This is a genomic window from Vibrio sp. C8 (genome assembly GCF_054051265.1).
In genome coordinates this window covers 1-25,919 of record NZ_JBPAOE010000012.1, presented here as the reverse complement: position 1 = coordinate 25,919, position 25,919 = coordinate 1, and the positions used below count along the sequence as shown (strand labels likewise).

The following is a 25,919-nucleotide window of genomic DNA, read 5'->3' as shown; positions in this document are numbered from 1 at the left end:
GATGGATTCTCAACGTAATATCCTGTTAATCGCTTTGGCTCTGGTTTCTTTTTTACTCTTCCAACAATGGCAAGTAGCTAAGAATCCAGCTCCGCAAGCGGTTGAACAGGCTCAATCAGGCAATACAGTACCTGCACCATCATTTGCAGATGAGTTTGACCCAGCACCATCTCAAACTAGTGCTGTTGCAAAAACGATTACCGTTACTTCAGATGTACTAACTCTGTCAATTGACACAGTTGGCGGTGATGTTGTTTCTGCAAAACTAAATCAGTATGCAGAAGAACTAGATTCAGAGACTCCATTCCAACTACTTAAAAATGAGCAAGGACACCAGTTTATTGCTCAAAGTGGCTTGATCGGTCCTCAAGGTATCGACCTAAGCAGCACTGCTCGTCCAAATTATCATGTTGACGCTGACAGCTACACGCTAGCAGACGGTCAAGACGAACTTCGAGTTCCGATGACTTATTCAGCAAACGGTATTGAGTACACCAAAACCTTCATCATCAAGCGCGACAGCTATGCTATCGATGTTGAATTCAACGTTGTTAACCACTCTGGTAGCAACGCTACTATGGGTATGTACGCGCATCTACGTCAAAATCTACAAGATTCGGGCGGTAGCTTAGCAATGCCAACTTACCGTGGCGGCGCATACTCAAGTGAAGATACTCGTTACAAAAAGTACAGCTTCGACGATATGCAAGATCGTAATCTGTCTATCAACCTACCAAACGGTACAGGTTGGGCAGCGATGATCCAACACTACTTCGCAACTGCGTGGATTCCACGTAACGAGCCGGGCACTAACATCTACTCTCGTATTATCGGTAGCTTAGGTGATATCGGTATTCGTATGCCAAACAAAACTTTGGCTGATGGTACTCAAGAAACCTTCACATCAACACTTTGGGTTGGTCCAAAACTGCAAGATGAGATGGCAGCCGTTGCACCAAGCCTAGATCTTGTTGTGGATTACGGTTGGTTATGGTTCATCGCGAAACCTCTACACTCACTGCTTTCTTTCATTCAAGGCATCGTAGTGAACTGGGGTCTGGCAATCATGTGTCTAACTTTCATCGTTCGTGGTGCTATGTACCCACTAACGAAAGCACAGTACACATCAATGGCGAAAATGCGCATGCTGCAACCTAAACTGCAAGCAATGCGTGAACGTATTGGCGACGACCGTCAACGCATGAGCCAAGAGATGATGGAACTGTACAAGACAGAGAAAGTAAACCCACTTGGTGGCTGTTTACCAATCTTCCTACAGATGCCAATTTTCATCTCGCTATACTGGGCACTGATGGAATCTGTTGAACTGCGTCACTCACCATTCTTTGGTTGGATTCATGACTTGTCAGCACAAGACCCATACTACATCCTGCCTCTATTGATGGGTGCAAGTATGTTTATGATCCAGAAGATGAGCCCAACGACTGTTACTGATCCAATGCAACAAAAGATCATGACTTTCATGCCGGTGATGTTCACATTCTTCTTCCTGTTCTTCCCTTCAGGTCTGGTTCTTTACTGGTTGGTATCGAACGTCGTGACTCTGATTCAGCAGACTTTGATTTACAAAGCGCTAGAGAAGAAAGGCTTACACTCCAAGTAAGTTAATGATGAATCAGCAAAGGCGGCCAAAAGGTCGCCTTTTTGTTTTTTGCTGATTACAATGACGCTAATTCGAAATGTATTTAGGTAACAACCTTTATGACAACTGATACCATCGTTGCTCAAGCAACAGCCCCTGGACGAGGCGGTGTAGGCATTATCCGTGTCTCAGGTCCAAAGGCGGCTGAGGTTGCTTTAGAAGTAACGGGACGAACTTTAAAACCGCGCTATGCAGAGTACTTGCCATTCAAAGATGAAAGTGGTCTAGAGCTGGACCAAGGCATTGCGCTTTACTTCCCGAACCCGAACTCATTTACTGGCGAAGACGTATTAGAGCTGCAAGGTCATGGTGGTCCTGTAGTTATGGATATGCTGATTAAGCGTATTTTAAAAATTTCCGGTGTTCGCCCAGCACGACCAGGTGAATTCTCAGAGCGTGCGTTCCTCAATGACAAAATGGACTTAACTCAAGCTGAAGCTATTGCAGATTTGATCGACGCCAGCTCTGAGCAAGCAGCGAAATCGGCACTGCAATCTTTGCAAGGTCAGTTCTCACAACGTATCAACACGCTGGTGGAGTCACTTATTCACCTACGTATCTATGTGGAAGCTGCCATTGACTTTCCAGAGGAAGAAATTGATTTCTTGGCCGATGGTAAAGTCGCCACAGATCTGCAAGCGATTATTGATAACCTGAATGCTGTGCGTAAAGAGGCCAACCAAGGTGCAATTTTACGTGAAGGTATGAAAGTCGTAATCGCTGGCCGACCAAATGCCGGTAAATCCAGTCTACTTAATGCTTTGTCAGGTAAAGAGTCCGCTATCGTAACTGATATAGCTGGTACTACTCGTGACGTTCTGCGTGAGCATATCCATATAGACGGTATGCCGCTGCACATCATTGATACAGCGGGCCTGCGTGATGCTTCAGATGAAGTAGAAAAAATCGGTATTGAGCGTGCTTGGGACGAAATAAAGCAAGCTGACCGAGTACTATTCATGGTTGATGGCACCACAACAGATGCCACTAACCCTGAAGATATTTGGCCAGACTTCGTTGATCGTCTGCCAGACAACATGGGTATGACGGTTATTCGTAATAAAGTGGATCAAACAGGTGAAACGCTGGGTATTTGCCATGTGAGTACACCAACATTGATCCGTCTTTCAGCGAAGACTGGCGAAGGTGTAGAAGCACTGCGAACTCACTTAAAAGAGTGTATGGGCTTCTCGGGTAACCAAGAAGGCGGCTTTATGGCGCGTCGTCGCCACTTAGAAGCACTGGAACGTGCCGCAGAACACCTAGACATAGGTCAGCAGCAACTAGAAGGCTACATGGCTGGTGAAATCTTAGCGGAAGAGCTGCGTATTACTCAGCAGCACTTGAATGAAATTACCGGTGAATTCAGCTCAGACGACCTATTGGGCCGAATCTTCTCATCTTTCTGTATTGGTAAATAAAGCGGAGCACTATGATCCATATAATTACGGGTAGCACCCTTGGCGGTGCTGAATACGTGGGCGATCATCTCAGTGATTTACTTCAAGAGCAATCATTGGAAACGACAATCCACAATCAACCTGCATTTGAAGAAATTCCAGCAGACGGTACGTGGCTAATCGTCACCTCGACTCATGGCGCTGGAGATTATCCTGATAACATTCAGCCTTTTATAGCTGCATTGCAAAATACACCACCTAGAACCAGCAACTTAAAATTTGCGGTTATTGCTATTGGTGATTCAAGCTATGACACCTTTTGTGCTGCAGGCAAGCATGCTCACGCACTGCTTGAGGATATCGGTGCAACTCCGCTATCAGATTGCTTCACAATAGATATTCAAGAGCATCCGGTACCTGAAGATGCTGCGTCAGAATGGCTACAAAGCATCATCCACCAGCTCAAATAAGTACTCAATAAACAAGAAACAGCAGCGGAAACGCTGCTTTTTTTATGCTTGTAAGAAAATAAATTTAAAATTTAACTGTAAACTTATTCAATATTGATGCTATTTCAAACAAATCACTTGTGGATAACTACACTGTTATCCGGTGATCAACCTATAGTTATCCCAATAACAACTTTGATCTCTTTAAGTGGATGTGCATAAGTACCAATTTTGATCCCAGCTAATACGCAATAAGATCATGTGTAGATCACAAGTTCTGATCCGTTAAAGATCCATGATCTTGTTGATCATTTTCCACTTATCCACAGAGATCGTCGATCCTAATAGTAAGAGTAATAAAAGATCTCTATATAAAGATCTTATATATATTAAGTAATCGGTAGTGACAGGAAAATATAGAAAACCGATTTTCTAGACTTAGGAAAGAGGGTAGAATACGCCTCTTTTGTTTAACTCTTAATCTCATTGAATACCTGAGGTCGTTCATGCTTTATCACGAAACATTTGACGTCATTGTGGTTGGTGGCGGTCACGCAGGAACGGAAGCCGCTCTCGCAGCCGCACGTACAGGACAAAGTACGTTACTTCTAACGCATAATATTGACACGCTCGGACAGATGTCTTGTAACCCAGCGATTGGTGGCATTGGTAAAGGCCATTTAGTTAAAGAAGTAGATGCTATGGGTGGTTTAATGGCGCAAGCTATTGACCATGCAGGTATTCAGTTCAGAACACTGAATGCTTCTAAAGGCCCAGCAGTTCGTGCAACTCGCGCGCAAGCTGACCGAGCTTTATACAAAGCCTATGTTCGCAGCACACTGGAAAACACACCAAATCTGACGCTTTTTCAACAAGCGGCAGACGATCTTATCGTCGAGAACGATCAAGTACTGGGTGTAGTGACTCAGATGGGCGTTAAATTCCGCTCTAAATCGGTTGTGTTGACCGTTGGTACCTTCCTAGGTGGAAAGATCCACATTGGTATGGAAAACTTCTCAGGCGGCCGTGCAGGCGATCCACCATCGATCGCTCTAGCGGATCGACTACGTGAATTACCTTTCCGAGTTGATCGCTTGAAAACAGGCACGCCTCCACGTATTGATGCAAATAGTGTCGATTTTTCTGTGCTGGAAGCTCAGCATGGAGACAATCCAACTCCGGTCTTCTCATTTATGGGCAAACGGGAGCAACACCCGCGTCAGATTCCTTGCTACATTACTCATACCAATGAGCAGACACACGATGTAATTCGTTCTAATCTTGATCGCAGCCCTATGTATGCAGGCGTGATTGAAGGTATTGGTCCACGTTACTGTCCGTCTATCGAAGATAAAGTAATGCGTTTTGCTGATAAAAACAGCCACCAAATCTTTATCGAACCAGAAGGTTTGAACACGACTGAACTTTATCCAAACGGTATCTCCACCAGCTTACCTTTTGATGTGCAAGTTCAAATTGTTCGTTCAATGAAAGGTTTTGAAAACGCACACATCGTTCGTCCTGGTTATGCGATCGAATACGATTTCTTTGATCCTCGTGATTTAAAACAGACTTACGAGACTAAGTTTATCCAAGGTCTGTTCTTTGCTGGTCAAATAAACGGTACAACCGGTTACGAAGAAGCAGCTGCACAAGGTTTGATGGCTGGTCTGAACGCAAGTTTGTACAGCCAAGGCAAAGAAGGCTGGAACCCACGCCGTGATCAAGCCTACATGGGCGTGTTGATCGACGATCTATCGACCATGGGTACTAAAGAACCGTACCGCATGTTCACATCACGTGCTGAATACCGTTTGTTACTTCGTGAAGACAACGCTGATCTTCGCTTAACGGAAAAAGCGCGTGAGCTTGGTTTAGTTAGTGATGAACGTTGGGCTCGTTTCAACCAGAAAATCGACAATATGGAAAAAGAACGTCAGCGCCTAAAAGAGACTTGGATGAATCCGAACTCAAAAGGCATTGATGCTCTGAATGCGCTGCTCAAAACACCAATGTCTCGTGAAGCGAGTGGTGAAGATTTACTCCGTCGTCCAGAAGTGGATTACGATGCACTTGTTTCTCTTCCTGAGTTTGGTCCTGCGCTTGAAGATGCAGAGGCCGCAGAACAAGTGGAGATTCAGGTTAAGTACCAAGGTTATATCGATCGTCAGAAAGACGAGATCGAGAAATCTTTGCGTCACGAAAATACCAAATTGCCAGCGGATCTTGATTACAAGCAAGTTAAAGGCTTATCGAACGAGGTAGTCTTGAAGCTTAACGCAGCTAAACCTGAAACGGTTGGTATTGCGTCACGTATCTCTGGTATTACTCCCGCAGCGATCTCTATCTTGTTGGTTCACTTGAAAAAACAAGGCATGTTGAAGAAAGGAGAAGCGGCTTAATGGATTTACGTACTAAATTAGATTCGTTAATCGCCAAAACAGATTTAGACGTATCAGATAAGCAACGTGAGCAACTACTAGGTTATGTTGGACTGCTGAACAAGTGGAACAAAGCGTACAATCTTACATCGGTAAGAGACCCTGCGGATATGTTAGTGAAACATATCCTTGATAGCATTGTTGTAAGCCCTTATCTCGATGGTGAGCGCTTTATTGACGTTGGAACAGGGCCTGGTTTACCGGGCATTCCTCTGGCTATCATGAATCCAAACAAGAGTTTTGTATTACTGGACAGCTTGGGTAAGCGTATCCGCTTTATTAAGCAAGTTCTGCATGAGTTGGATATTGCTAACGTTGTTCCTGTTCAGAGCCGTGTTGAAGAGTTCGACCCGGAAGGCGGATTTGACGCAGTTTTGAGCCGAGCTTTTGCTTCTATATCCGATATGGTTGAGTGGTGCCAGCACTTACCGCGCGCTAATTCAGGTGTATTTTTTGCTCTTAAAGGACAATTGCCGCAGGAAGAGATAAGCCTGCTACCTGAATGGTGTTCTGTGACCGACGTCAAAGCTTTGAAAGTTCCAGAGTTAGAAGGCGAGCGTCATCTTGTAATCTTATCCCGAAAGGGATAACAGCGAGGCATACCGTGGGTAAAATCGTAGCGATCGCCAACCAAAAAGGTGGCGTAGGAAAAACAACAACTTGTGTTAATTTAGCGGCTTCTATGGCAGCCACTAAACGTAAAGTTCTGGTGATAGATCTTGACCCTCAAGGTAACGCCACTATGGCAAGTGGTGTAGACAAATACCAAGTCGATGCTACGGTTTACGAATTCTTAGTGGAAGACGCACCATTTGAAGACGTGGTATGCCGCAACACTGCTGGACATTATGACTTGATCGCTGCTAATGGCGATGTCACTGCTGCAGAAATTAAATTGATGGAAGTTTTCGCTCGCGAAGTCCGTCTCAAGAACGCATTAGCAGCAGTTCGTGATAACTATGATTTCATCTTTATTGATTGTCCTCCTTCTTTAAACCTCCTTACAATCAACGCGATGGCAGCAGCTGACTCTGTGTTAGTGCCAATGCAATGTGAGTATTTCGCATTAGAAGGTTTAACTGCGTTAATGGATACCATCAGCAAACTTGCTGCGGTAGTGAACGATAAATTGAAAATCGAAGGCTTACTTCGAACCATGTATGATCCTCGTAACCGATTGGCCAATGAAGTTTCCGATCAGTTGAAGAAGCATTTTGGTAACAAAGTATATCGTACCGTTATTCCTCGTAATGTCCGCCTCGCTGAAGCGCCTAGTCATGGTAAACCTGCCATGTACTACGACAAGTATTCCGCGGGTTCTAAAGCTTATTTAGCTTTGGCTGGAGAAATGCTTCGTCGCGAAGAAGTTATCGCTTAACACAGAATAAAGGAATTCGTTTACATGTCGTCTAAACGTGGTTTAGGAAAAGGACTGGATGCGTTATTGGCAACCAGTTCTCTTGCTCGTGAAAAGCAACAAGTCGCAACACACAGTCAAGAGCTGTCTTCTGATGGTGAGCTGCAGGATATCGCGATTGCGAGCTTGAAACCGGGTATTTACCAGCCCCGTAAAGATATGTCTCCTGAAGCTTTGGAAGAGCTATCTGCATCCATTCAATCTCAAGGTATTATTCAGCCTATTGTGGTCCGCCCATTAAATACTGGTGGCTACGAAATCATTGCGGGTGAGCGTCGTTGGAGAGCAGCAAAACAAGCGGGTTTGAAGCAAGTGCCTTGTTTGATCAAACCAGTGGACGATCGCGCGGCGATCGCGATGGCGTTGATCGAGAATATTCAGCGTGAAGATCTTAATGCGATTGAAGAAGCACAGGCTTTAGAGCGCCTGCAAGATGAATTTAAACTGACTCATCAACAAGTCGCTGATGTGATCGGTAAGTCGAGAACTACGGTCAGTAACCTACTTCGTCTTAACCAATTGGCTGACGCTGTTAAGCGTTTAGTTGAAACCAAACAGTTAGAGATGGGGCATGCTCGTGCTCTGTTAATGTTGGAAGGTGAACGACAAGAAGAGATTGCAGAGCGAGTTGCTAAAAAGCAATTAACAGTGCGTCAGACTGAGCAGTTAGTGAAAAAATGTCTCTCAGACACAACTGAAGAAAAAAATGTGCTTGAAGACGTAGAAATACAACAAATGTCACAAAAACTTAGTGAAAACTTAGGTGCAAAAGTGTCAATTGTCCGTTCCAAAAATGGTAAATCTAAGGTGACGATTAGCCTTGATGAACCCCAGAAACTAGAGCAATTGGTTGCAAAGCTGCAAGCCTAAGTGACATAATCGGCCTGCGTCACATTTTTGAGAAAAAAGAATTTTGTGTGAAAAATGTTGGTTAGCGAACAAAAATGTAACATAAGATTGTATTTACGTTGCATTAGTTTTGCGCCTTCGTATAATTTTCGCGAATTTCTCAACATTACGTTTTTGAGTGTTGGGAATGTAACTAGAGGTACGAATACATGGTAGCTGCGTTGGCTAGGCCAGGACGAGAGCTTGCAAAGCAATTGTTAATGATCCAGTCTGGCGCGGTTATGGTTGTGGCAGCAGGGATGACTATTGCTGTAAATGCTGATTGGGGATTTTCAGCGCTGGTTGGGGGAGGCATTTGTGTCTTTGCCAATGCGGTTTTTGCGCTGTGTGCTTTTATGTTTAGTGGAGCTCGCGCTGCAAAGCGTATAGCGGTCTCTTTTTACACTGGTGAAGCACTTAAAATTCTTATTACAGTCATTTTATTCTCCGTTGCTTACATGTATATGCAGGTGGAACTTGTTCCCCTGAAACTAACCTATTTGCTGGCTCTAGGTATTAATATCTGTGCGCCAGTGCTATTCATTAACAACAAAAAATAGGATGAGTTATGGCTGCGCCAGGTGAAGCGCTAACATCGTCCGGATACATTGAACACCACTTGTCTAACTTGTCATTGGCTCGTATTTCTGAGCACTTTGATTTGGGATGGCATTTGAGTGAAACAAGTTTCTGGAACGTACATATCGATAGCCTGTTTTTTTCTTTGTTTACTGGACTAATTTTCCTTTGGATTTTTCGTTCTGTAGCGAAGAAGGCAACAGCGGGTGTACCAGGCAAGCTACAGTGTTTTGTTGAAATAGTGGTTGAATTTGTCGATACCAACGTCAAAGACACCTTCCATGGACGCAATCCACTAATAGCACCGCTGGCACTGACTATCTTTTGTTGGGTATTGCTAATGAACATCATGGACTTAGTGCCAATTGATTTCTTGCCGTATCCAGCACAGCATTGGCTAGGTATCCCTTACTTGAAAGTGGTTCCTTCTGCTGATGTAAACATCACCATGGCTATGGCACTAGGTGTATTTGCTCTGATGATTTATTACAGCATCAAAGTAAAAGGCCTAGGCGGTTTTGCGAAAGAATTAGCATTACATCCATTTAATCACCCAGTGATGATTCCGTTTAACCTACTAATTGAAGTGGTATCGCTACTAGCTAAGCCTCTTTCACTTGGTATGCGTCTATTCGGTAACATGTTCGCAGGTGAGGTTGTATTTATTCTTATCGCAGCGATGCTACCATGGTATTTACAATGGATGGGTTCACTACCGTGGGCTATTTTCCATATTCTTGTAATTCTGATTCAGTCCTTTGTGTTCATGATGTTGACTATCGTTTATCTGTCAATGGCACACGAAGACAGTGATCATTAATATATAGCTTTTATTTGGGCACAATTAGCCAACAACTATAATTGGAGATAGTAATGGAAACTTTACTGAGCTTTTCTGCAATCGCCGTAGGTATCATCGTCGGTCTTGCTTCTCTTGGTACAGCGATTGGTTTCGCACTTCTAGGTGGTAAATTCCTTGAAGGTGCAGCTCGTCAACCAGAAATGGCTCCTATGCTACAAGTTAAGATGTTCATCATCGCGGGTCTACTGGATGCGGTTCCTATGATCGGTATCGTAATCGCACTTCTATTTACATTCGCGAACCCATTTGTTGGTCAATTAGGTTAATCACGTTTTGCCAGAGGCAAGCTTTTTAGGTTTGCCATTGATTAATACTAAGTCCATATAGAGGGGTAGCTGTTGTGAATATGAACGCAACTCTGCTAGGTCAAGCACTGTCTTTCGCACTATTTGTGTGGTTCTGCATGAAGTATGTATGGCCACCAATCATGCAAGCGATTGAAGAACGTCAGAAGAAAATTGCTGACGGTTTGCAAGCCGCTGAGCGTGCAAAAAAAGACTTAGATCTAGCACAAGCCAACGCTTCCGATTCTTTGAAAGAAGCGAAGCGCACAGCAACAGAGGTCATCGAGCAAGCGAACAAACGCAAAGCTCAAATTCTAGATGAAGCACGTGAGGAAGCTCAGGCAGAACGCCAGAAAATCCTTGCTCAAGCAGAATCAGAAGTTGAAGCTGAACGTAATCGTGCCCGCGATGAGCTGCGCAAACAAGTTGCAACTCTGGCAATTGCTGGTGCTGAGAAGATTCTTGAGCGTTCTATCGATAAAGATGCGCATAAAGATATTCTCGACAACATTACTGCAAAACTTTAAGTCTGGGGGCGCGAATGTCTAATTTGACTACTATTGCTCGCCCCTACGCTAAAGCAGCTTTTGACTTTGCGGTAGAAAAGCAACAACTAACTCAGTGGAGTGAGATGTTAGCTTTCGCTGCCGAAGTTACAAATAACGAGCAAATACATGAACTGTTAACCAGTTCTGCTTCTGCTGAGAAACTTGCAGAAATTTTTATCGCAATTTGTGGCGAACAGTTTGATGAATTTGGCCAAAACCTAATTAAGGTAATGGCTGAGAATGGCCGTTTAAGAGCTATTCCTGATGTTTGTGAGCAATTCATTGCTCTTAAGAAAGAGTATGAGAAGAATGTCGATGTTGAAGTTATTTCAGCAACCGAGCTTTCTGAACAACAACTTTCAGATATCAGTAGCAAACTGGAGCAGCGTCTAGAACGTAAAGTTCAGCTGAATTGCAGTGTAGATGAGACCTTACTTGGTGGGGTCGTAATTCGAGCCGGAGATCTTGTCATCGATAACTCAGCGCGTGGTCGTTTGAACCGCCTGAGCGATGCCTTGCAATCTTGATGGGGATTGGAGCATGCAACTTAATTCCACGGAAATTAGCGATCTAATTAAACAACGTATTGAATCTTTCAACGTTGTTAGTGAAGCTCGCAATGAAGGTACTATCGTGTCGGTAAGCGATGGTATTATCCGTATTCATGGCCTTGCGGACGTGATGCAAGGTGAAATGATTGAATTACCGGGTGGCCGTTATGCACTAGCACTTAACCTTGAGCGTGACTCAGTGGGTGCGGTTGTAATGGGACCTTATGCTGACCTTAAGGAAGGCATGAAAGTTACAGGTACTGGTCGTATTCTTGAAGTACCAGTTGGTCCAGAACTTCTAGGTCGCGTAGTGAACACACTAGGTGAGCCTATTGATGGTAAAGGCCCAATCGAAGCGAAACTTACTTCGCCTGTAGAAGTGATTGCACCAGGTGTAATCGACCGTAAATCGGTAGATCAACCTGTACAAACTGGTTATAAGTCAGTTGACTCAATGATCCCAATCGGTCGTGGTCAGCGTGAGCTTATCATCGGTGACCGTCAGACTGGTAAAACAGCAATGGCGATCGATGCAATCATTAACCAGAAAAACTCTGGTATTTTCTCAATCTACGTAGCAATCGGTCAGAAAGCATCGACTATCGCTAACGTAGTTCGCAAATTGGAAGAGCATGGCGCACTAGCGAACACTATTGTTGTTGTAGCCTCTGCTTCTGAATCTGCTGCGCTGCAATACCTAGCGCCTTATGCAGGTTGTGCGATGGGTGAATACTTCCGTGATCGCGGTGAAGATGCACTAATTGTTTATGATGATCTATCAAAACAAGCGGTTGCTTACCGTCAGATCTCTCTACTACTAAAACGCCCACCAGGCCGTGAAGCTTTCCCAGGTGACGTATTCTACCTCCACTCTCGTCTACTAGAGCGTGCTGCTCGTGTAAACGAAGAGTATGTAGAACGTTTCACTAATGGTGAAGTGAAAGGTAAGACAGGTTCTTTAACTGCACTACCTATCATCGAAACACAAGCTGGTGACGTTTCAGCATTCGTACCGACAAACGTAATCTCGATTACCGACGGTCAGATCTTCCTACAAACTGAGCTATTCAACGCGGGTGTTCGCCCAGCTGTTGACCCAGGTATCTCAGTATCTCGTGTAGGTGGTTCTGCGCAGACGAAAATCATCAAGAAACTATCAGGTGGTATCCGTACAGCACTAGCTGCATACCGCGAACTAGCGGCTTTCGCTCAGTTCTCTTCTGATCTTGATGAAGCGACTAAGCGTCAGTTAGACCACGGTCAAAAAGTTACTGAACTAATGAAGCAGAAACAATATGCTCCAATGTCAGTATTTGACCAAGCACTAACTATCTATGCTGCAGAGCGTGGTTACCTAAATGATGTAGAACTGTCAAAAGTTCTAGATTTTGAGGCGGCTCTACTATCGTATGCTCGCGCTCAGTACGCAGATTTTGCAGCTGAGATCGACAAGACGGGTGCTTACAACGATGAGATCGAAGCTCAGTTGAAGAAACTGACCGACGATTTTAAAGCAACCCAAACTTGGTAATAAGTCGGTGGCAGATTCTGCCACCAACTAATGGAGAGTAACGATGGCCGGCGCAAAAGAGATACGTAATAAAATCGGTAGTGTTAAAAGCACTCAGAAAATTACGAAAGCGATGGAAATGGTAGCAGCTTCAAAAATGCGTCGCTCTCAAGACGCAATGGAAGCTTCTCGTCCATACGCTGAAACAATGCGTAAAGTGATCGGTCATGTGGCTAACGCAAACCTAGAGTACCGTCATCCGTACCTAGCAGAGCGTGAAGCTAAACGTGTTGGTTATATCATCGTTTCTACAGATCGTGGCTTGTGTGGCGGCTTGAACATTAACGTGTTCAAAAAGGCTGTAACTGATATGCAAGCTTGGAAAGCAAAAGGTGCTGATATTGAGCTAGCGGTAATTGGCTCAAAAGCAACGGCTTTCTTTAACAACAGTGGCGCAAAAGTCGTCGCTCAGGTTTCTGGTTTAGGTGATGCACCTAGCTTGGAAGACCTGATCGGTTCTGTTGGCGTAATGTTGAAAAAATACGATGAAGGTGAATTGGACCGCTTATATGTTGTTTACAACGAGTTTGTAAACACTATGGTTCAGCAACCAACGATCGATCAATTGCTACCTTTGCCTAAATCGGAAAGCGAAGAGATGCAGCGTCCGCATTCATGGGACTACATCTATGAGCCTGAACCAAAGCCTCTACTGGATACGCTTCTTGTGCGTTACGTAGAATCTCAGGTTTATCAAGGTGTAGTTGAGAACCTTGCTTGTGAGCAAGCGGCTCGAATGATCGCGATGAAGGCTGCAACTGATAACGCAACCAACTTGATTGAAGATTTGGAACTTGTGTACAACAAAGCCCGTCAGGCTGCGATTACACAAGAACTATCAGAAATCGTTTCTGGTGCGGCAGCGGTTTAAGCTTAGGTAAAACAAACAGTTTAGAGGATTAACGATGGCTACAGGTAAGATCGTACAGATCATTGGTGCGGTAGTCGACGTAGAGTTCCCACAGAGCGAAGTACCTAGTGTTTACGATGCTCTGAATGTTGTGGATTCTAAAGAGCGTCTAGTTCTTGAGGTTCAACAGCAGCTTGGCGGTGGCGTTATTCGCGCAATCGTTATGGGTAGCTCTGATGGTTTACGTCGCGGTTTGGTAGTTGAAAACACTGGCGCTCCAATCTCAGTACCAGTAGGTACTAAGACACTAGGTCGTATCATGAACGTGCTTGGTGATGCGATTGATGAGCGTGGTGAAATCGGTGCGGAAGAGCTTTACTCTATCCACCGTGCAGCGCCAAGCTACGAAGAGCAATCAAACGAGACAGCTCTTCTAGAAACAGGTGTAAAAGTAATCGACTTGATTTGTCCATTCGCTAAGGGTGGTAAAATCGGTCTATTCGGTGGTGCAGGTGTAGGTAAGACCGTTAACATGATGGAACTTATCAATAACATCGCACTACAACACTCTGGTCTATCAGTATTCGCGGGTGTTGGTGAACGTACTCGTGAAGGTAACGACTTCTACTACGAGATGCAGGAAGCGGGTGTTGTAAACATCGCTGAACCTGAAAAATCTAAAGTAGCAATGGTTTACGGACAGATGAACGAGCCACCAGGTAACCGTCTACGTGTTGCACTGACAGGCCTAACAATGGCTGAGCGCTTCCGTGATGAAGGCCGTGACGTATTGCTGTTTATCGATAACATCTATCGTTACACACTTGCAGGTACTGAGGTTTCAGCACTACTAGGTCGTATGCCTTCTGCGGTAGGTTACCAGCCTACACTTGCTGAAGAAATGGGTGTTCTTCAAGAACGTATCACATCAACTCGTCAAGGTTCTATCACGTCTGTACAGGCGGTATACGTACCTGCGGATGACTTGACTGACCCATCTCCAGCAACAACGTTCGCGCACTTGGATGCAACCGTTGTACTTAACCGTAACATCGCAGCTATGGGTCTATACCCAGCGATCGACCCACTAGATTCGACTTCTCGTCAGCTAGATCCATTGGTTGTTGGTCAAGAGCACTATGATGTTGCGCGTGGTGTTCAGCAAACGCTTCAGCGTTACAAAGAGCTAAAAGACATCATTGCGATCCTAGGTATGGACGAGCTTTCTGAATCAGATAAGCAAGTTGTATCTCGTGCACGTAAGATTGAGCGTTTCCTTACTCAGCCTTACCACGTAGCGGAAGTATTTACTGGTGACCCTGGTGTATACGTTTCTCTTAAAGAAACACTACGTGGCTTTAAAGGTCTACTAGCTGGTGACTACGACGACATTCCAGAGCAAGCGTTTATGTACTGCGGTACTATCGACGAAGCTATCGAGAATGCGAAGAAGCTATAAGGCTAACTAGGAGGCGATATGGCAGCAATAACCTTTCATCTAGACGTTGTAAGCGCAGAGAAGAAAATTTTCTCAGGTCGTGTTGAAACGTTTCAGGTGACCGGTAGCGAAGGTGAACTTGGTATTTTCCATGGTCACACACCGCTGCTGACCGCTATTAAGCCTGGTATGGTGCGTATAGTGAAACAACACGGCCACGAAGAAATTATTTATGTTTCTGGTGGCATTGTTGAAGTTCAACCTGGTACAGCGACTGTACTGGCTGACACAGCAATTCGTGGTGAAGATCTAGATACAGCCAAGGCTCAAGAAGCCAAACGTCGCGCTGAAGAGAAAATTCAGAATCAGCATGGCGATATGGACTTCGCGCAAGCGGCCAGTGAACTGGCTAAAGCCATTGCTCAGTTACGAGTAATTGAGCTGACTAAGAAACGTCGTTAATTTTATTAACTCGTTTCATGAAAAGGCGACCATTGGTCGCCTTTTTTGCTTTATTTTTGACAGAAATTAACGACAAAGAATTAACACCCTCCCCGTAAGCCGCTAAAATGCCCTCAGTCGTTACCTCAACAAATAGGTTTAACATGAAATTTAGCGCTGTAATTTTGGCCGCGGGTAAAGGTACTCGCATGAATTCCAACAAGCCAAAAGTTCTTCACACCCTTGCTGGTAAGCCAATGGTCAAGCACGTGATCGATACGTGCAATAGCTTAGGCGCACAGAATATCCACTTGGTTTATGGCCACGGTGGCGATCAAATGCAACATGCGCTTGCTGAAGAAAACGTTAATTGGGTGCTGCAAGCGGAGCAACTGGGTACTGGTCATGCGGTTGATCAAGCATCAGCGCAATTTCAGGATGATGAGAAGATCCTCGTTTTATATGGTGATGTTCCATTGATCTCTGAGGAAACCCTCGAAAGTTTGTTAGATGCTCAACCAAACGATGGTATTGCTTTATTAACCGTAGTGCTTAAAAACCCGATGGGCTACGGACGTATCGTGCGTAAGAATGGTCCTGTAGTGGCTATCGTTGAACAGAAAGACGCAACCGAAGAGCAAAAGCTGATCAAAGAGATTAATACTGGTGTGATGGTTGCGACTGGTCGTGACTTAAAACGCTGGTTGTCTGGTTTGAACAACAACAATGCTCAGGGCGAATACTACCTGACAGACGTTATTGCTGCTGCGCATGAAGAAGGCCGGGCGGTTGAAGCTGTACATCCAGTGAACTCAATTGAAGTTGAAGGTGTCAATGACCGTATTCAACTGGCTCGTTTGGAACGAGCATTCCAAGCTCGTCAAGCAAACAAATTGTTGGAACAAGGCGTAATGTTACGCGACCCAGCTCGTTTTGATCTACGTGGTGAGTTGCAATGCGGTATGGACGTTGAAATTGATGTGAACGTTATTATCGAAGGTACGGTTTCTATCGGTGATAACGTGGTTATCGGTGCGGGTTGTATCCTGAAAGACTGTGAAATCGATGACAATACCGTTATTCGTCCATACAGCGTGATCGAAGGCGCGAGTGTGGGTGAAGACTGTACTGTGGGTCCATTTACTCGTCTTCGTCCAGGGGCTGACTTACGTAATGATGCTCATGTTGGTAACTTCGTGGAAGTTAAGAACGCTCGTATCGGTGAAGGTTCTAAAGCCAACCACTTAACTTATATTGGTGATGCCGAAATTGGTCAGCGTGTAAACGTAGGTGCAGGTGTGATTACTTGTAACTATGACGGTGTGAACAAGCACAAAACCATTATTGGTGATGATGTGTTTGTCGGCTCTGACTGCCAGCTGGTGGCTCCTGTTACTATCGCAAACGGTGCAACAATCGGTGCTGGCACGACATTAACGAAAGATGTCGCAGAAGGTGAGTTAGTAATCACTCGCGCTAAAGAGAAGAAAATTTCTGGCTGGCAACGCCCAGTTAAGAAAAAGTAATCTAAGTGCTCTGTTATAAAATAGCCCCCAATTATGGGGGCTATTTTTTTACGGATTATTCATCACTGACAACTCGTGAATTATCTGGTGTTGTGAAATGTTGTGATAGCTGTTTATTGGAAACAACGAATCCGAACCACAATCCTGCCGTACAAATAATTATTGCGATGCCTATGACTATTTGCGCTTGGCTTGCCATAGAGGCAACCAGAGCACTAGAAAGGCTGCTGATACAGATTTGTAGACTGTTTTGTAACCCTGCAGCTGTTGCCGGTGCTCGCTTGGCATTGGCTAAGGCTCGATTAACCACTATTGGGTACAAAGCACCATTGGCAACAGCGATCAAACAGAATGGAGTCAGAATTGGCCAAATGGATTCTAACTGCCATTGTGATGCGATAAAAATCAGCAATGACGCGACACTGAATAAGCCGATCAAATGACGCAGTACTTTCTCATCGCCAAATTTTTTCACTGCTACCTTGCCTAAATAACCTCCTAGCATGAAGGCAACCGTTTGTGGGATGAAGCTTAAGCCGATATCTTTCGTGCTATAGCCTAACTGAGCCATGATTTCCGGCATACCTGTTAGGTAAGCGAAGAAGGCCGCTGATGCCGTAGCGTATATCAGCACATTGCCAAGATAAGCTTTTGAAGCAAGCAGTGCTTTTATATCAGCGGCTATGCTGGTCTGTTTTATCTCCGCCTTTTTATTATCTTGTGCCATTGTGGCTGTAATCAGTGCTAGGCCGATGACAGTGAGCGCAACGAAGATACTCGACCAGCCAAAGCTTTCTGCTAGCAATACTCCTAGTTGAGGAGCTAGGGCAGGAGAGAGCGCGACTAACGGCATAATCGTGGCAAAAATCTGTTGGCTTTGGCTTGAATATCGCTGAATAACCATGGCTTGCCAGATTACTGCTGGAGCACAGACACCGATCGCTTGGATAAAGCGCAGAGTCAACAGTTGCCAAACCTGATCGGCGAATGCTAGCCCTAAGGATGCGATGGTGAAAAGTACTAAGCCTGCCGCAAGCGTATTACGATGGCCAAATTTATCTGAGGCAAGACCCCATATCAATTGACCGATCGCCATCCCAACCAAAAATATAGTCAGAGACAAGGCTATTTGTTCGGGTCCTGTCGCAAAGTCGATTTCCATCGCTTTAAAGGCCGGTAAGTACATATCGGTAGCGATAAAGCCGAGCATAGACAGAGTCGCAAGATAGAAGAGTTGTAATTTTGATATTTTCATTTTAACCAATCAAATATTTTAATTAATGTTCCGTGAATACAAATTGGCGCCAACCCCTATTTATTTACCGTGCTATTCTATTTTTCGTTGTTAGGAAAATAAAACGATAAAATTGTTGGTTATCGTTCAAAAAATTTGAAAGGTATATGTGTGTACTCTAAATCTTCGTTGGAAATGTTGGACGCGGTAGCCCGATTAGGCAGTTTTACAGCCGCGGCAGAGTTGTTGCACAAAGTTCCTTCAGCCATCAGCTACGGTGTTCGGCAAGTGGAACAAGAACTTGATGTGGTTCTCTTTCGCCGTTTACCTCGTAAAGTAGAACTGACTCCGGCTGGTGAACTATTTATTGCTCAAGCCCGTTTGCTCTTGAGGCAAATGGAGGAGATCAATGCGCAAACTCGCCGAGCCGCTCATGGTTGGCAATCTACACTAAAGCTGACTTTAGATAATGTGGTGAAACTCGATAAGCTTAAATCGCTGGTGGAAGATTTTTATCAACAGTTTGAGTTTGCAGAGCTACAAATCAACATGGAAGTATTTAACGGTTCATGGGAAGCGATAGCTCAAGAGCGTGCGGATATTGTGATTGGTGCTACCTCGGCAGTTCCTGTTGGTGGAGACTTCGAAGTACGAGATATGGGCGAGTTGCAATGGACATTTGTGATGTCACCTCATCATCCGTGCGCACAACAGCAAGATTTGAGTGAAGCCTTTGTGAGTCAGTTTCCAGCGATTTGTCTTGATGATACCTCCAGTGTTTTACCTAAAAGACATACGGGACATTATCCTCAACAGCGTCGATTATTATTGCCCAACTGGTATTGCGCGATAGAGTGCCTGAAAAAGGGAATTGGTGTGGGCTATATGCCACGTCATATTGCACTGCCATTGATCGAACAAGGCTTGTTAGTAGAAAAAACATTACCCGATCAACAACCATTAAGTCAGTGCTGCCTCGTATGGCGTAAAGATGATAATCACCGTTTAATTGAGTGGATGGTGAATTATTTAGGTTCGAGCGAACAACTTCATAGAGACTGGCTAAAAGCGGATTAAGAATAATGCCAGCGTGGGCTGGCATTATTGTTTGGCTTTAAAACCACCAGTAATGCTGGTGGCCTTTTATTTTTAACTAAGTTACGAGCGTTCGAAAATGTTACGGACGTTCGAAAATCGTCGCAATACCTTGGCCTAAACCAATACACATGGTTGCCAAGCCGTATTTTGCTTGTTTTGCTTCCATAAGGTTTATCAACGTCGTTGAGATCCGTGTTCCTGAACAACCTAATGGGTGGCCTAATGCAATAGCACCACCATTGAGGTTTACTTTGTCATCCATCTTATCCAATAAACCTAAGTCTTTTGCACAAGGTAGAGACTGAGCAGCAAACGCTTCGTTCAGTTCAATCACATCAATATCTTCCATTGATAGACCAGCGCGTTTCAGTGCTTTGTGAGTAGCAGGAACAGGTCCATAACCCATGATAGAAGGATCGCAGCCAGCAATCGCCATCGATTTTACTTTGGCACGGATAGTAAGTCCTAACTCCAGCGCTTTTGCTTCACTCATGATCAGCATTGCAGAAGCACCGTCAGACAGAGCAGAAGAAGAACCCGCAGTTACCGTACCATTGACTGGGTCAAAGGCTGGTCGAAGAGCAGATAAGCCTTCAACAGTGGTTTCTGGGCGGATCACTTCGTCGTAATCAAGAGTGAACAGAGTGCCGTCTTCCGCATGAGCCTCTGTTGGAAGAATTTCATTTTTGAATCTTCCTTCAACAGTTGCAGCGTACGCTCTTTGGTGTGAACGTGCGGCAAACGCATCTTGTTGTTCACGGCTAATACCGTGTACTTTGCCCAGCATTTCAGCGGTTAAACCCATCATGCCTGCTGCCTTTGCAACGTTCTTTGATAAACCTGGGTGGAAATCCACACCATGGTTCATCGGTACGTGTCCCATGTGCTCAACACCACCTACTAGGCAGATCTCTGCATCACCAACCATGATTGAACGAGTGGCATCGTGAAGAGCCTGCATAGAAGAACCACAGAGACGGTTAACTGTAACAGCACCAATTTCAATTGGCAGGCCTGCCAGTAGCGCTGCGTTACGCGCAACGTTGAAGCCTTGCTCTAAGGTTTGTTGCACACAGCCCCAGTAGATATCTTCAATGTCGTGTGGGTTTACTTGTGGGTTTCTAGCCAGAATCCCTTTCATCAAATGAGCTGACAGATCTTCCGCTCTCTGATGGCGAAACGCCCCGCCTTTGGAACGTCCCATAGGGGTACGAAGGCAATCAACAATCACTACATTATTCATTTTGTTATTCCTTTTCCAAAGTGATTTGCTTTGAGACGGTTTGGTGTGAGCCAGCCTGTTGTGAACCGTAGAAGGTTTCACCTTTCTCAGCCATATCTATCAGGCGTTGAGGTACTTGATAAACCGCACCTAAATGCTGATGTTTTTTCGCCATTTCTAGATAAGTACTTAGACCAATACTATCTAGGTAACGGAACACACCACCACGGAATGGAGGGAAACCTAAGCCATAAACTAGAGCCATATCAGCTTCCTGAGGCGAAGCAATGATGTTCTCTTCTAAACAAAGCACTACTTCATTGATCATAGGAATCATCATGCGTTCAATAATGGTTTGGTCATCAAACTCGGCAGAAGCACCACACACGGTTTGAAGCAGTGTAAGAACACTGTTATCAAAGGCTTTCTTAGGCTTACCTTTTTTATCGACTGTGTACTGGTAGAAACCACTACCATTTTTCTGACCGTATTTCTGAGCTTCAAACAGGGCGCTGATCGCGTCAGGACCTTCTTTAGCCATACGAGTAGGGAAGCCTTGCGCCATCACTTCTTGTGCATGGTGAGCGGTATCTATACCTACCACATCCAACAAGTAGGCAGGGCCCATAGGCCAACCGAATTGACGTTCCATCACTTTATCGATGTGAGTGAAATCACCGCCATCACGCATCAACAAGCTAAAGCCTGCAAAGTATGGGAACAAAACACGGTTTACGAAGAATCCGGGGCAGTCATTAACCACGATTGGCGATTTGCCCATTTTCGCAGCGTAAGCGACAACACGATTGATGGTGTCTTCAGAAGTCTGTTCACCACGGATAATTTCAACCAGCGGCATACGGTGTACTGGGTTGAAGAAGTGCATACCACAGAAATTTTCTGGGCGCTTAAGCGATTTCGCCAGTAAGTTAATTGGAATAGTCGAGGTATTTGACGTGATGACGGTGTCTGCTGAAACTTGTTGTTCTACTTCGCTCAGAACGGCCGCTTTCACTTTTGGGTTCTCAACCACTGCTTCCACAATAACGTCGGATTGCTCTATACCTGCATAATGTAACGTTGGTGAAATAGAAGCGATCACAGAAGCCATCTTAAAGCCGTCGATCTTGCCACGCTCAAGTTGTTTATTTAGCAACTTAGACGCTTCCGTCATTCCTAAATCAAGAGACGACTGAGCGATGTCTTTCATGGTTACCGGAACGCCTTTTGACGCGGATTGGTAAGCGATACCACCACCCATGATACCTGCGCCTAAAACAGCTGCACGCTGAGTATCTTTCGATGCAGATTTCGCAGATTTTTTTGCCAGCCCTTTAATGTATTGGTCATTCAGGAAGATACCTACAAGCGCTTGCGCCTCTTGAGATTTCGCTAGGGTGATAAAGTGTTTACGCTCAATATCCAAAGCGGCATCGCGCTCGCAGTTTGCTGCTTGTTCGATAGTTTTTACGGCGGTCATTGGCGCTGGGTAGTGAGTACCCGCTACCTGAGCGACTAAGCCTTTCGCCATGGTAAAGCTCATCATCGCTTCAATCTTACTTAATGTCAGCGCTGAGGTTTTTTGCTTACGCCTCGCTTGCCAGTCAATCTTCTCATTCATGGCTTGGGTTAGCGTCGCGATAGCAGATTCTTCGAGCTTGTCGCTTTCAACAATGGCATCGAGTAAGCCCAGTTTTAGTGCTTCGTCAGCTTTACAGGCTTTACCTTGAGTGATGATTTCCATCGCGCTGTCTGCGCCGATGATTCTTGGCAGGCGAACCGTGCCACCAAAGCCGGGCATAATACCAAGTTTGGTTTCTGGCAAACCGATGCTGGTGGTTTTATCACCAATGCGGAAGTCGGTAGCAAGTACACACTCACATCCGCCGCCAAGAGTGAAACCTCTTAGCGCAGAGAGTGTTGGTACCGGTAAATCTTCCAGCTTGTTAAATATGCTGTTTGCAAAAACGAGCCACGTATTTAGCTCTGCTTCTGGTTTTGCAAATAGTCCTAAAAACTCAGTAATGTCGGCACCGACAATAAATGAGTCTTTATCCGTTGTGAGCACAACACCTTTTAAACCTTGATGGGTTTGGAGAGCATCAAGAGCTTCGTTTAGAGAATTAAGAGTGCTGAGGTCGAGCTTGTTTACAGAGTTCGGTGAGCAGAAGCTTATCTCTGCAATACCGTTCTCTAATTCCTTTACCTGTAGGGTTTCGGCTTGGTAAATCATTGTCTATCTCCTTGACATACAACCGAAGGATTGTGTGTGAGAGTTTTTGTTGTATTTAGTTTCTGGTGTGACCAGTAGTTTCAGTTTGAACGGCAGAATGTTTAATTTCAATACATTTTTTAAACAAGTGTTTAACATTGTGTGCTGATACCAATCCTGAGCACATTTTTAGGGCTCGTGATACACTTGGCCGTCTTTATGCTTTTGTGAAAAATATGAACGTTCGACCCTATTTAATCCCTAATGAGCCAGTTATCTTCGAAGAAGAGATAAAAAAGAGCCTGTTTATTACTTATCTTGCTCATACGCCTAGTAGTGATGCTGCCAAAGCGTTTGTGGAGCAAATAAAACAAAAACATCCTGATGCTAGACATAACTGTTGGGGATTTGCTGCAGGTAGGCCTGAGGATTCGATGCTTTGGGGATTTAGTGATGACGGCGAGCCGTCAGGAACAGCGGGTAAGCCGATATTGGCTCAATTATCTGGTTCTGGTGTTGGTGAAATAACAGCTGTTGTCACGCGTTACTATGGCGGTATTCGTCTTGGAACCGGTGGTTTAGTTAAGGCGTACGGTGGTGGTGTGCAACAAGCACTTAAGCTGCTTCAAACTATTGAGAAAAAAATCACCACAAATTTGCACCTAAGTTTAGACTACGGCCTAGTTCCGCTAGCTCAGTCTATTATTAAGCAGTTCGATGGGACAGAAGTTGACGCTCAATACGGTTCAAACGTGGAATTGGATGTGGAGCTGGAAGTTCTTCATGTTGAAGATTTCACCCAAACTATCATTAATCGAAGCGGTGCAAAAATCATTGTCACCGATTTAAACAATATATAGGAACTAAGAAGCCCGGCTTCATTTTGTCTATCAATGCAATTTCGTTCAATTATCCGGATTGTCGGGCTGTTGCTCGCGATATTCAGCTTTACAATGCTAGCTCCAGCGCTGGTCGCTTTGATCTATCGTGATGGTGCGGGTGTACCATTTGTCACTACTTTCTTTGCATTGCTGTTCTTTGGCGCGGTACTTTGGTTTCCTAACCGCCATTATCGACACGAACTAAAATCCCGAGACGGTTTTCTTATTGTTGTCCTTTTTTGGACGGTAATCGGTAGCGCTGGGGCGATGCCTTTTTTGCTGTCAGATAACCCAAACCTTTCAGTCACTAATGCTTTTTTTGAATCATTCTCTGCATTAACCACCACGGGGGCGACAGTCATAGTTGGCCTTGATGAGTTACCGAAGGCGATTCTATTTTATCGTCAGTTTCTACAGTGGTTTGGTGGTATGGGTATCATCGTATTAGCTGTTGCTATCCTACCGGTACTGGGTATCGGTGGTATGCAGTTGTATCGAGCTGAAGTTCCCGGTCCTGTGAAAGACACGAAAGTAACGCCTCGTATTGCAGAGACAGCAAAAGCGTTGTGGTATATCTATCTTAGTTTAACCATTCTATGTGCTACATCGTTCTGGTTGGCTGGCATGACGGTTTTTGATGCGATCTGCCACAGCTTTTCAACTATCGCTATCGGTGGATTCTCAACCCATGACGCGAGTATGGGATATTTTGACAGCTATGCGATTAACTTGATTACGGTGGTATTTCTCTTAATCTCTGCGTGTAACTACACCTTGCATTATGCTGTTTGGGCAACGGGTGGTGTGCATCCCAAATATTATTGGCGTGACCCTGAGTTTCGAGCGTTCGTTGCAATACAAGTTATTCTATTTGCGGTCTGTTTCTTAATGCTATTGCAGCACCATACCTATGACTCTCTTTATGATGCGTTTGATCAGGCGATATTCCAAACGGTATCAATATCGACAACGGCCGGATTTACCACAACAGGATTCTCAGAATGGCCTCTATTCTTACCTGTGCTTTTACTGTTCTCGTCTTTTATTGGTGGCTGCGCGGGCTCAACCGGTGGCGGTATGAAAGTCATTCGCGTGTTATTGCTTACATTGCAAGGTGCTCGTGAAATGAAACGTTTAGTGCATCCGAGAGCAATCTACCCGATTAAACTGGGGGACAGTGCGTTATCACAACGTGTTGTCGATGCGGTATGGGGATTCTTCTCTGCTTATGCATTAGTGTTTGTGGTTTGTATGCTTGCAGTGATTGCGACAGGAATGGATGAACTTAGTGCGTTCTCAGCTGTTGCTGCTACTTTAAACAATCTAGGTCCTGGGCTCGGAGAGGTTTCTGTCCACTTTGCTGATATTAATGATAGTGCCAAGTGGGTGCTTATTGTCTCCATGTTGTTCGGTCGTCTAGAGATATTTACTTTATTAATTTTGTTAACGCCTACGTTTTGGCGTAGCTAGGGTTACAAAGCAGGGATATAGCGTGAAAGCACTTCTTTTATATTCGACCCGCGAAGGGCAGACAAAAAAAATCATGCACCACATTGCGCAGCAGTTGCAAGGTTATGAATGTCAGTTTGTTGACCTGCATGAGTGCCAGACAATGGACTTAACACAATATGACAAAGTTTTGATTGGTGCATCTATCCGCTATGGAAAATTAAATGCGAAGTTGTATCAATTCATCGATGCTCACATAAAACAGTTAGGACAAGTAAAGGCAGCCTTTTATTGTGTCAATCTCACTGCTCGTAAAGTGGAACAGGGTAAAGATACTCCTGAAGGAAGCGTTTATATAAAAACGTTTTTAAAAAAATCGCCTTGGCAACCTTCATTGATAGGTGTGTTTGCGGGAGCGCTTTATTACCCACGTTACCGCCCAATAGATAGAATGATGATTCGTTTCATTATGAAGCTGACTGGTGGTGAAACGGATACAAGTAAAGAAGTTGAATACACAGACTGGGAAAAAGTGTCTTTATTCGCCCAAAAGTTTGAACAATTGTAAAGAAAACAGACAAAAAAGAGCCTTGCTGGCTCTTTTTTGTTCGAACGATAAAAAACTTCAAAATCTTTGCTAAAAAACTATTGCCAATTCTGGTCATCTCCCTATAATGCCGCCTCGCTGACACGGGAACAGTTCTTAAGAAATGTAACCAGTTAGCTGGTTTATTAACTAGCATCAATTAACGATGAAAAAGTTTAAAAAAAGTGTTTGACACTTAAACTTAACTAGCTAAAATAGCCGTCCGTTTTGAGAGGAATGCCTTTTAGAACGTAGCTCTTTAACAATTTAAACCTATCAATCTGTGTGGGCACTCGTTGATGAAAATCAAAGTTAAGTCTTCTCTCTTGT

Annotated in this window: 24 protein-coding genes; 21 read left to right on the top strand and 3 right to left on the bottom strand. The window is 44.5% G+C overall.

Annotated elements, in window-relative coordinates; genetic code table 11:
• Position 1: 1 nt before the first annotated feature.
• From yidC to glmU, 17 genes are all read left to right on the top strand, one after another.
• The gene (gene yidC, locus ACRQQK_RS09205) at positions 2 to 1,624 is read left to right on the top strand and encodes a membrane protein insertase YidC (RefSeq protein ID WP_457511125.1); all 1,623 of its coding nucleotides are present in this window, start codon (positions 2 to 4) and stop codon (positions 1,622 to 1,624) included.
• 98 nt (positions 1,625 to 1,722) lie between these two features.
• A complete protein-coding gene (mnmE, locus tag ACRQQK_RS09200) occupies positions 1,723 to 3,084 on the top strand; it encodes a tRNA uridine-5-carboxymethylaminomethyl(34) synthesis GTPase MnmE (protein WP_457511124.1) in 1,362 nt (453 codons plus the stop codon).
• A gap of 11 nt (positions 3,085 to 3,095) precedes the next feature.
• Positions 3,096 to 3,533 carry an FMN-binding protein MioC gene (gene mioC / locus ACRQQK_RS09195; RefSeq protein ID WP_457511123.1) on the top strand — a complete coding sequence of 146 codons (438 nt, stop codon included), beginning with the start codon at positions 3,096 to 3,098 and terminating at the stop codon, positions 3,531 to 3,533.
• Positions 3,534 to 4,018: 485 nt separating this feature from the next.
• The gene (gene mnmG, locus ACRQQK_RS09190; protein ID WP_457511122.1) at positions 4,019 to 5,914 is read left to right on the top strand and encodes a tRNA uridine-5-carboxymethylaminomethyl(34) synthesis enzyme MnmG; all 1,896 of its coding nucleotides are present in this window, start codon (positions 4,019 to 4,021) and stop codon (positions 5,912 to 5,914) included.
• Positions 5,914 to 6,543: a 16S rRNA (guanine(527)-N(7))-methyltransferase RsmG gene (gene rsmG / locus ACRQQK_RS09185; protein WP_457511121.1), complete on the top strand. Its 630-nt coding sequence runs from the start codon at positions 5,914 to 5,916 to the stop codon at positions 6,541 to 6,543. Before mnmG ends, rsmG begins: the two co-directional genes overlap by 1 nt.
• Before the next feature lie 14 nt (positions 6,544 to 6,557).
• The gene (locus ACRQQK_RS09180; RefSeq protein WP_102942790.1) at positions 6,558 to 7,331 is read left to right on the top strand and encodes a ParA family protein; all 774 of its coding nucleotides are present in this window, start codon (positions 6,558 to 6,560) and stop codon (positions 7,329 to 7,331) included.
• A 24-nt stretch (positions 7,332 to 7,355) separates the two neighbouring features.
• On the top strand, positions 7,356 to 8,240 hold the full coding sequence (locus ACRQQK_RS09175; protein ID WP_457511120.1) for a ParB/RepB/Spo0J family partition protein: 885 nt from the start codon (positions 7,356 to 7,358) through the stop codon (positions 8,238 to 8,240).
• A 188-nt stretch (positions 8,241 to 8,428) separates the two neighbouring features.
• Complete coding sequence (locus tag ACRQQK_RS09170) at positions 8,429 to 8,818, top strand: F0F1 ATP synthase subunit I (protein WP_457511119.1); 390 nt, start codon at positions 8,429 to 8,431, stop codon at positions 8,816 to 8,818.
• 8 nt (positions 8,819 to 8,826) lie between these two features.
• On the top strand, positions 8,827 to 9,657 hold the full coding sequence (gene atpB, locus ACRQQK_RS09165; protein ID WP_167412279.1) for a F0F1 ATP synthase subunit A: 831 nt from the start codon (positions 8,827 to 8,829) through the stop codon (positions 9,655 to 9,657).
• A 53-nt stretch (positions 9,658 to 9,710) separates the two neighbouring features.
• Positions 9,711 to 9,965 carry a F0F1 ATP synthase subunit C gene (gene atpE, locus ACRQQK_RS09160; protein WP_002540812.1) on the top strand — a complete coding sequence of 85 codons (255 nt, stop codon included), beginning with the start codon at positions 9,711 to 9,713 and terminating at the stop codon, positions 9,963 to 9,965.
• Positions 9,966 to 10,039: 74 nt separating this feature from the next.
• A complete protein-coding gene (gene atpF, locus ACRQQK_RS09155; protein WP_042489550.1) occupies positions 10,040 to 10,510 on the top strand; it encodes a F0F1 ATP synthase subunit B in 471 nt (156 codons plus the stop codon).
• Between the two features lie 14 nt (positions 10,511 to 10,524).
• Positions 10,525 to 11,058 (top strand): F0F1 ATP synthase subunit delta, encoded by a 534-nt coding sequence (gene atpH, locus ACRQQK_RS09150; protein WP_457511118.1) that lies wholly within the window; start codon positions 10,525 to 10,527, stop codon positions 11,056 to 11,058.
• A gap of 13 nt (positions 11,059 to 11,071) precedes the next feature.
• Positions 11,072 to 12,613: a F0F1 ATP synthase subunit alpha gene (gene atpA / locus ACRQQK_RS09145; RefSeq protein WP_457511117.1), complete on the top strand. Its 1,542-nt coding sequence runs from the start codon at positions 11,072 to 11,074 to the stop codon at positions 12,611 to 12,613.
• 43 nt (positions 12,614 to 12,656) lie between these two features.
• Positions 12,657 to 13,523 (top strand): F0F1 ATP synthase subunit gamma, encoded by an 867-nt coding sequence (gene atpG / locus ACRQQK_RS09140; RefSeq protein WP_042489558.1) that lies wholly within the window; start codon positions 12,657 to 12,659, stop codon positions 13,521 to 13,523.
• A gap of 34 nt (positions 13,524 to 13,557) precedes the next feature.
• Complete coding sequence (gene atpD / locus ACRQQK_RS09135) at positions 13,558 to 14,961, top strand: F0F1 ATP synthase subunit beta (protein ID WP_042489561.1); 1,404 nt, start codon at positions 13,558 to 13,560, stop codon at positions 14,959 to 14,961.
• An 18-nt stretch (positions 14,962 to 14,979) separates the two neighbouring features.
• Positions 14,980 to 15,402: a F0F1 ATP synthase subunit epsilon gene (locus ACRQQK_RS09130; RefSeq protein WP_102942781.1), complete on the top strand. Its 423-nt coding sequence runs from the start codon at positions 14,980 to 14,982 to the stop codon at positions 15,400 to 15,402.
• Positions 15,403 to 15,545: 143 nt separating this feature from the next.
• Entirely contained in the window at positions 15,546 to 16,907 is a 1,362-nt protein-coding gene (gene glmU, locus ACRQQK_RS09125) for a bifunctional UDP-N-acetylglucosamine diphosphorylase/glucosamine-1-phosphate N-acetyltransferase GlmU (RefSeq protein WP_457511116.1), read from the top strand.
• Between the two features lie 55 nt (positions 16,908 to 16,962).
• Here the strand turns inward: glmU and punC are convergent, their stop codons facing one another.
• Positions 16,963 to 18,162 (bottom strand): purine nucleoside transporter PunC, encoded by a 1,200-nt coding sequence (gene punC, locus ACRQQK_RS09120; RefSeq protein WP_457511115.1) that lies wholly within the window; start codon positions 18,160 to 18,162, stop codon positions 16,963 to 16,965.
• A gap of 150 nt (positions 18,163 to 18,312) precedes the next feature.
• On the opposite strand from punC, the gene punR reads away from it, so the two are divergent.
• Positions 18,313 to 19,218 carry a DNA-binding transcriptional activator PunR gene (punR, locus tag ACRQQK_RS09115; RefSeq protein ID WP_457511114.1) on the top strand — a complete coding sequence of 302 codons (906 nt, stop codon included), beginning with the start codon at positions 18,313 to 18,315 and terminating at the stop codon, positions 19,216 to 19,218.
• A 100-nt stretch (positions 19,219 to 19,318) separates the two neighbouring features.
• Here punR and fadA read toward each other — a convergent pair whose 3' ends face one another.
• Both fadA and fadB read right to left on the bottom strand, forming a co-directional pair.
• Positions 19,319 to 20,482 carry an acetyl-CoA C-acyltransferase FadA gene (gene fadA, locus ACRQQK_RS09110; RefSeq protein WP_102964068.1) on the bottom strand — a complete coding sequence of 388 codons (1,164 nt, stop codon included), beginning with the start codon at positions 20,480 to 20,482 and terminating at the stop codon, positions 19,319 to 19,321.
• Between the two features lie 4 nt (positions 20,483 to 20,486).
• Positions 20,487 to 22,694, bottom strand: coding sequence for a fatty acid oxidation complex subunit alpha FadB (fadB, locus tag ACRQQK_RS09105; RefSeq protein WP_457511113.1), 2,208 nt, complete (start codon positions 22,692 to 22,694; stop codon positions 20,487 to 20,489).
• Between the two features lie 215 nt (positions 22,695 to 22,909).
• Here fadB and ACRQQK_RS09100 point away from each other — a divergent pair, with 215 nt between their 5' ends.
• Genes ACRQQK_RS09100 through hemG form a run of 3 tightly spaced genes read left to right on the top strand, consistent with a single transcriptional unit; the run spans position 22,910 to position 25,571 of the window.
• Positions 22,910 to 23,533 (top strand): YigZ family protein, encoded by a 624-nt coding sequence (locus tag ACRQQK_RS09100; protein WP_457511112.1) that lies wholly within the window; start codon positions 22,910 to 22,912, stop codon positions 23,531 to 23,533.
• A 33-nt stretch (positions 23,534 to 23,566) separates the two neighbouring features.
• Positions 23,567 to 25,024 (top strand): TrkH family potassium uptake protein, encoded by a 1,458-nt coding sequence (locus tag ACRQQK_RS09095; RefSeq protein ID WP_457511111.1) that lies wholly within the window; start codon positions 23,567 to 23,569, stop codon positions 25,022 to 25,024.
• A 22-nt stretch (positions 25,025 to 25,046) separates the two neighbouring features.
• A complete protein-coding gene (gene hemG / locus ACRQQK_RS09090) occupies positions 25,047 to 25,571 on the top strand; it encodes a menaquinone-dependent protoporphyrinogen IX dehydrogenase (protein WP_457511110.1) in 525 nt (174 codons plus the stop codon).
• The last annotated feature ends 348 nt before the right edge of the window (positions 25,572 to 25,919 follow it).

Coding starts and splice junctions, on each gene's coding strand:
- fadA (WP_102964068.1), bottom strand. CDS start 20,482: ATGAATAATGTAGTGATTGTTGATTGCCTTCGTACCCCTATGGGACGT.
- atpA (WP_457511117.1), top strand. CDS start 11,072: ATGCAACTTAATTCCACGGAAATTAGCGATCTAATTAAACAACGTATT.
- atpE (WP_002540812.1), top strand. CDS start 9,711: ATGGAAACTTTACTGAGCTTTTCTGCAATCGCCGTAGGTATCATCGTC.
- atpD (WP_042489561.1), top strand. CDS start 13,558: ATGGCTACAGGTAAGATCGTACAGATCATTGGTGCGGTAGTCGACGTA.
- mnmE (WP_457511124.1), top strand. CDS start 1,723: ATGACAACTGATACCATCGTTGCTCAAGCAACAGCCCCTGGACGAGGC.
- atpG (WP_042489558.1), top strand. CDS start 12,657: ATGGCCGGCGCAAAAGAGATACGTAATAAAATCGGTAGTGTTAAAAGC.
- rsmG (WP_457511121.1), top strand. CDS start 5,914: ATGGATTTACGTACTAAATTAGATTCGTTAATCGCCAAAACAGATTTA.
- ACRQQK_RS09095 (WP_457511111.1), top strand. CDS start 23,567: ATGCAATTTCGTTCAATTATCCGGATTGTCGGGCTGTTGCTCGCGATA.
- mioC (WP_457511123.1), top strand. CDS start 3,096: ATGATCCATATAATTACGGGTAGCACCCTTGGCGGTGCTGAATACGTG.
- ACRQQK_RS09170 (WP_457511119.1), top strand. CDS start 8,429: ATGGTAGCTGCGTTGGCTAGGCCAGGACGAGAGCTTGCAAAGCAATTG.
- atpB (WP_167412279.1), top strand. CDS start 8,827: ATGGCTGCGCCAGGTGAAGCGCTAACATCGTCCGGATACATTGAACAC.
- yidC (WP_457511125.1), top strand. CDS start 2: ATGGATTCTCAACGTAATATCCTGTTAATCGCTTTGGCTCTGGTTTCT.
- fadB (WP_457511113.1), bottom strand. CDS start 22,694: ATGATTTACCAAGCCGAAACCCTACAGGTAAAGGAATTAGAGAACGGT.
- punC (WP_457511115.1), bottom strand. CDS start 18,162: ATGAAAATATCAAAATTACAACTCTTCTATCTTGCGACTCTGTCTATG.
- mnmG (WP_457511122.1), top strand. CDS start 4,019: ATGCTTTATCACGAAACATTTGACGTCATTGTGGTTGGTGGCGGTCAC.
- glmU (WP_457511116.1), top strand. CDS start 15,546: ATGAAATTTAGCGCTGTAATTTTGGCCGCGGGTAAAGGTACTCGCATG.
- atpH (WP_457511118.1), top strand. CDS start 10,525: ATGTCTAATTTGACTACTATTGCTCGCCCCTACGCTAAAGCAGCTTTT.
- ACRQQK_RS09130 (WP_102942781.1), top strand. CDS start 14,980: ATGGCAGCAATAACCTTTCATCTAGACGTTGTAAGCGCAGAGAAGAAA.
- ACRQQK_RS09100 (WP_457511112.1), top strand. CDS start 22,910: ATGAACGTTCGACCCTATTTAATCCCTAATGAGCCAGTTATCTTCGAA.
- ACRQQK_RS09175 (WP_457511120.1), top strand. CDS start 7,356: ATGTCGTCTAAACGTGGTTTAGGAAAAGGACTGGATGCGTTATTGGCA.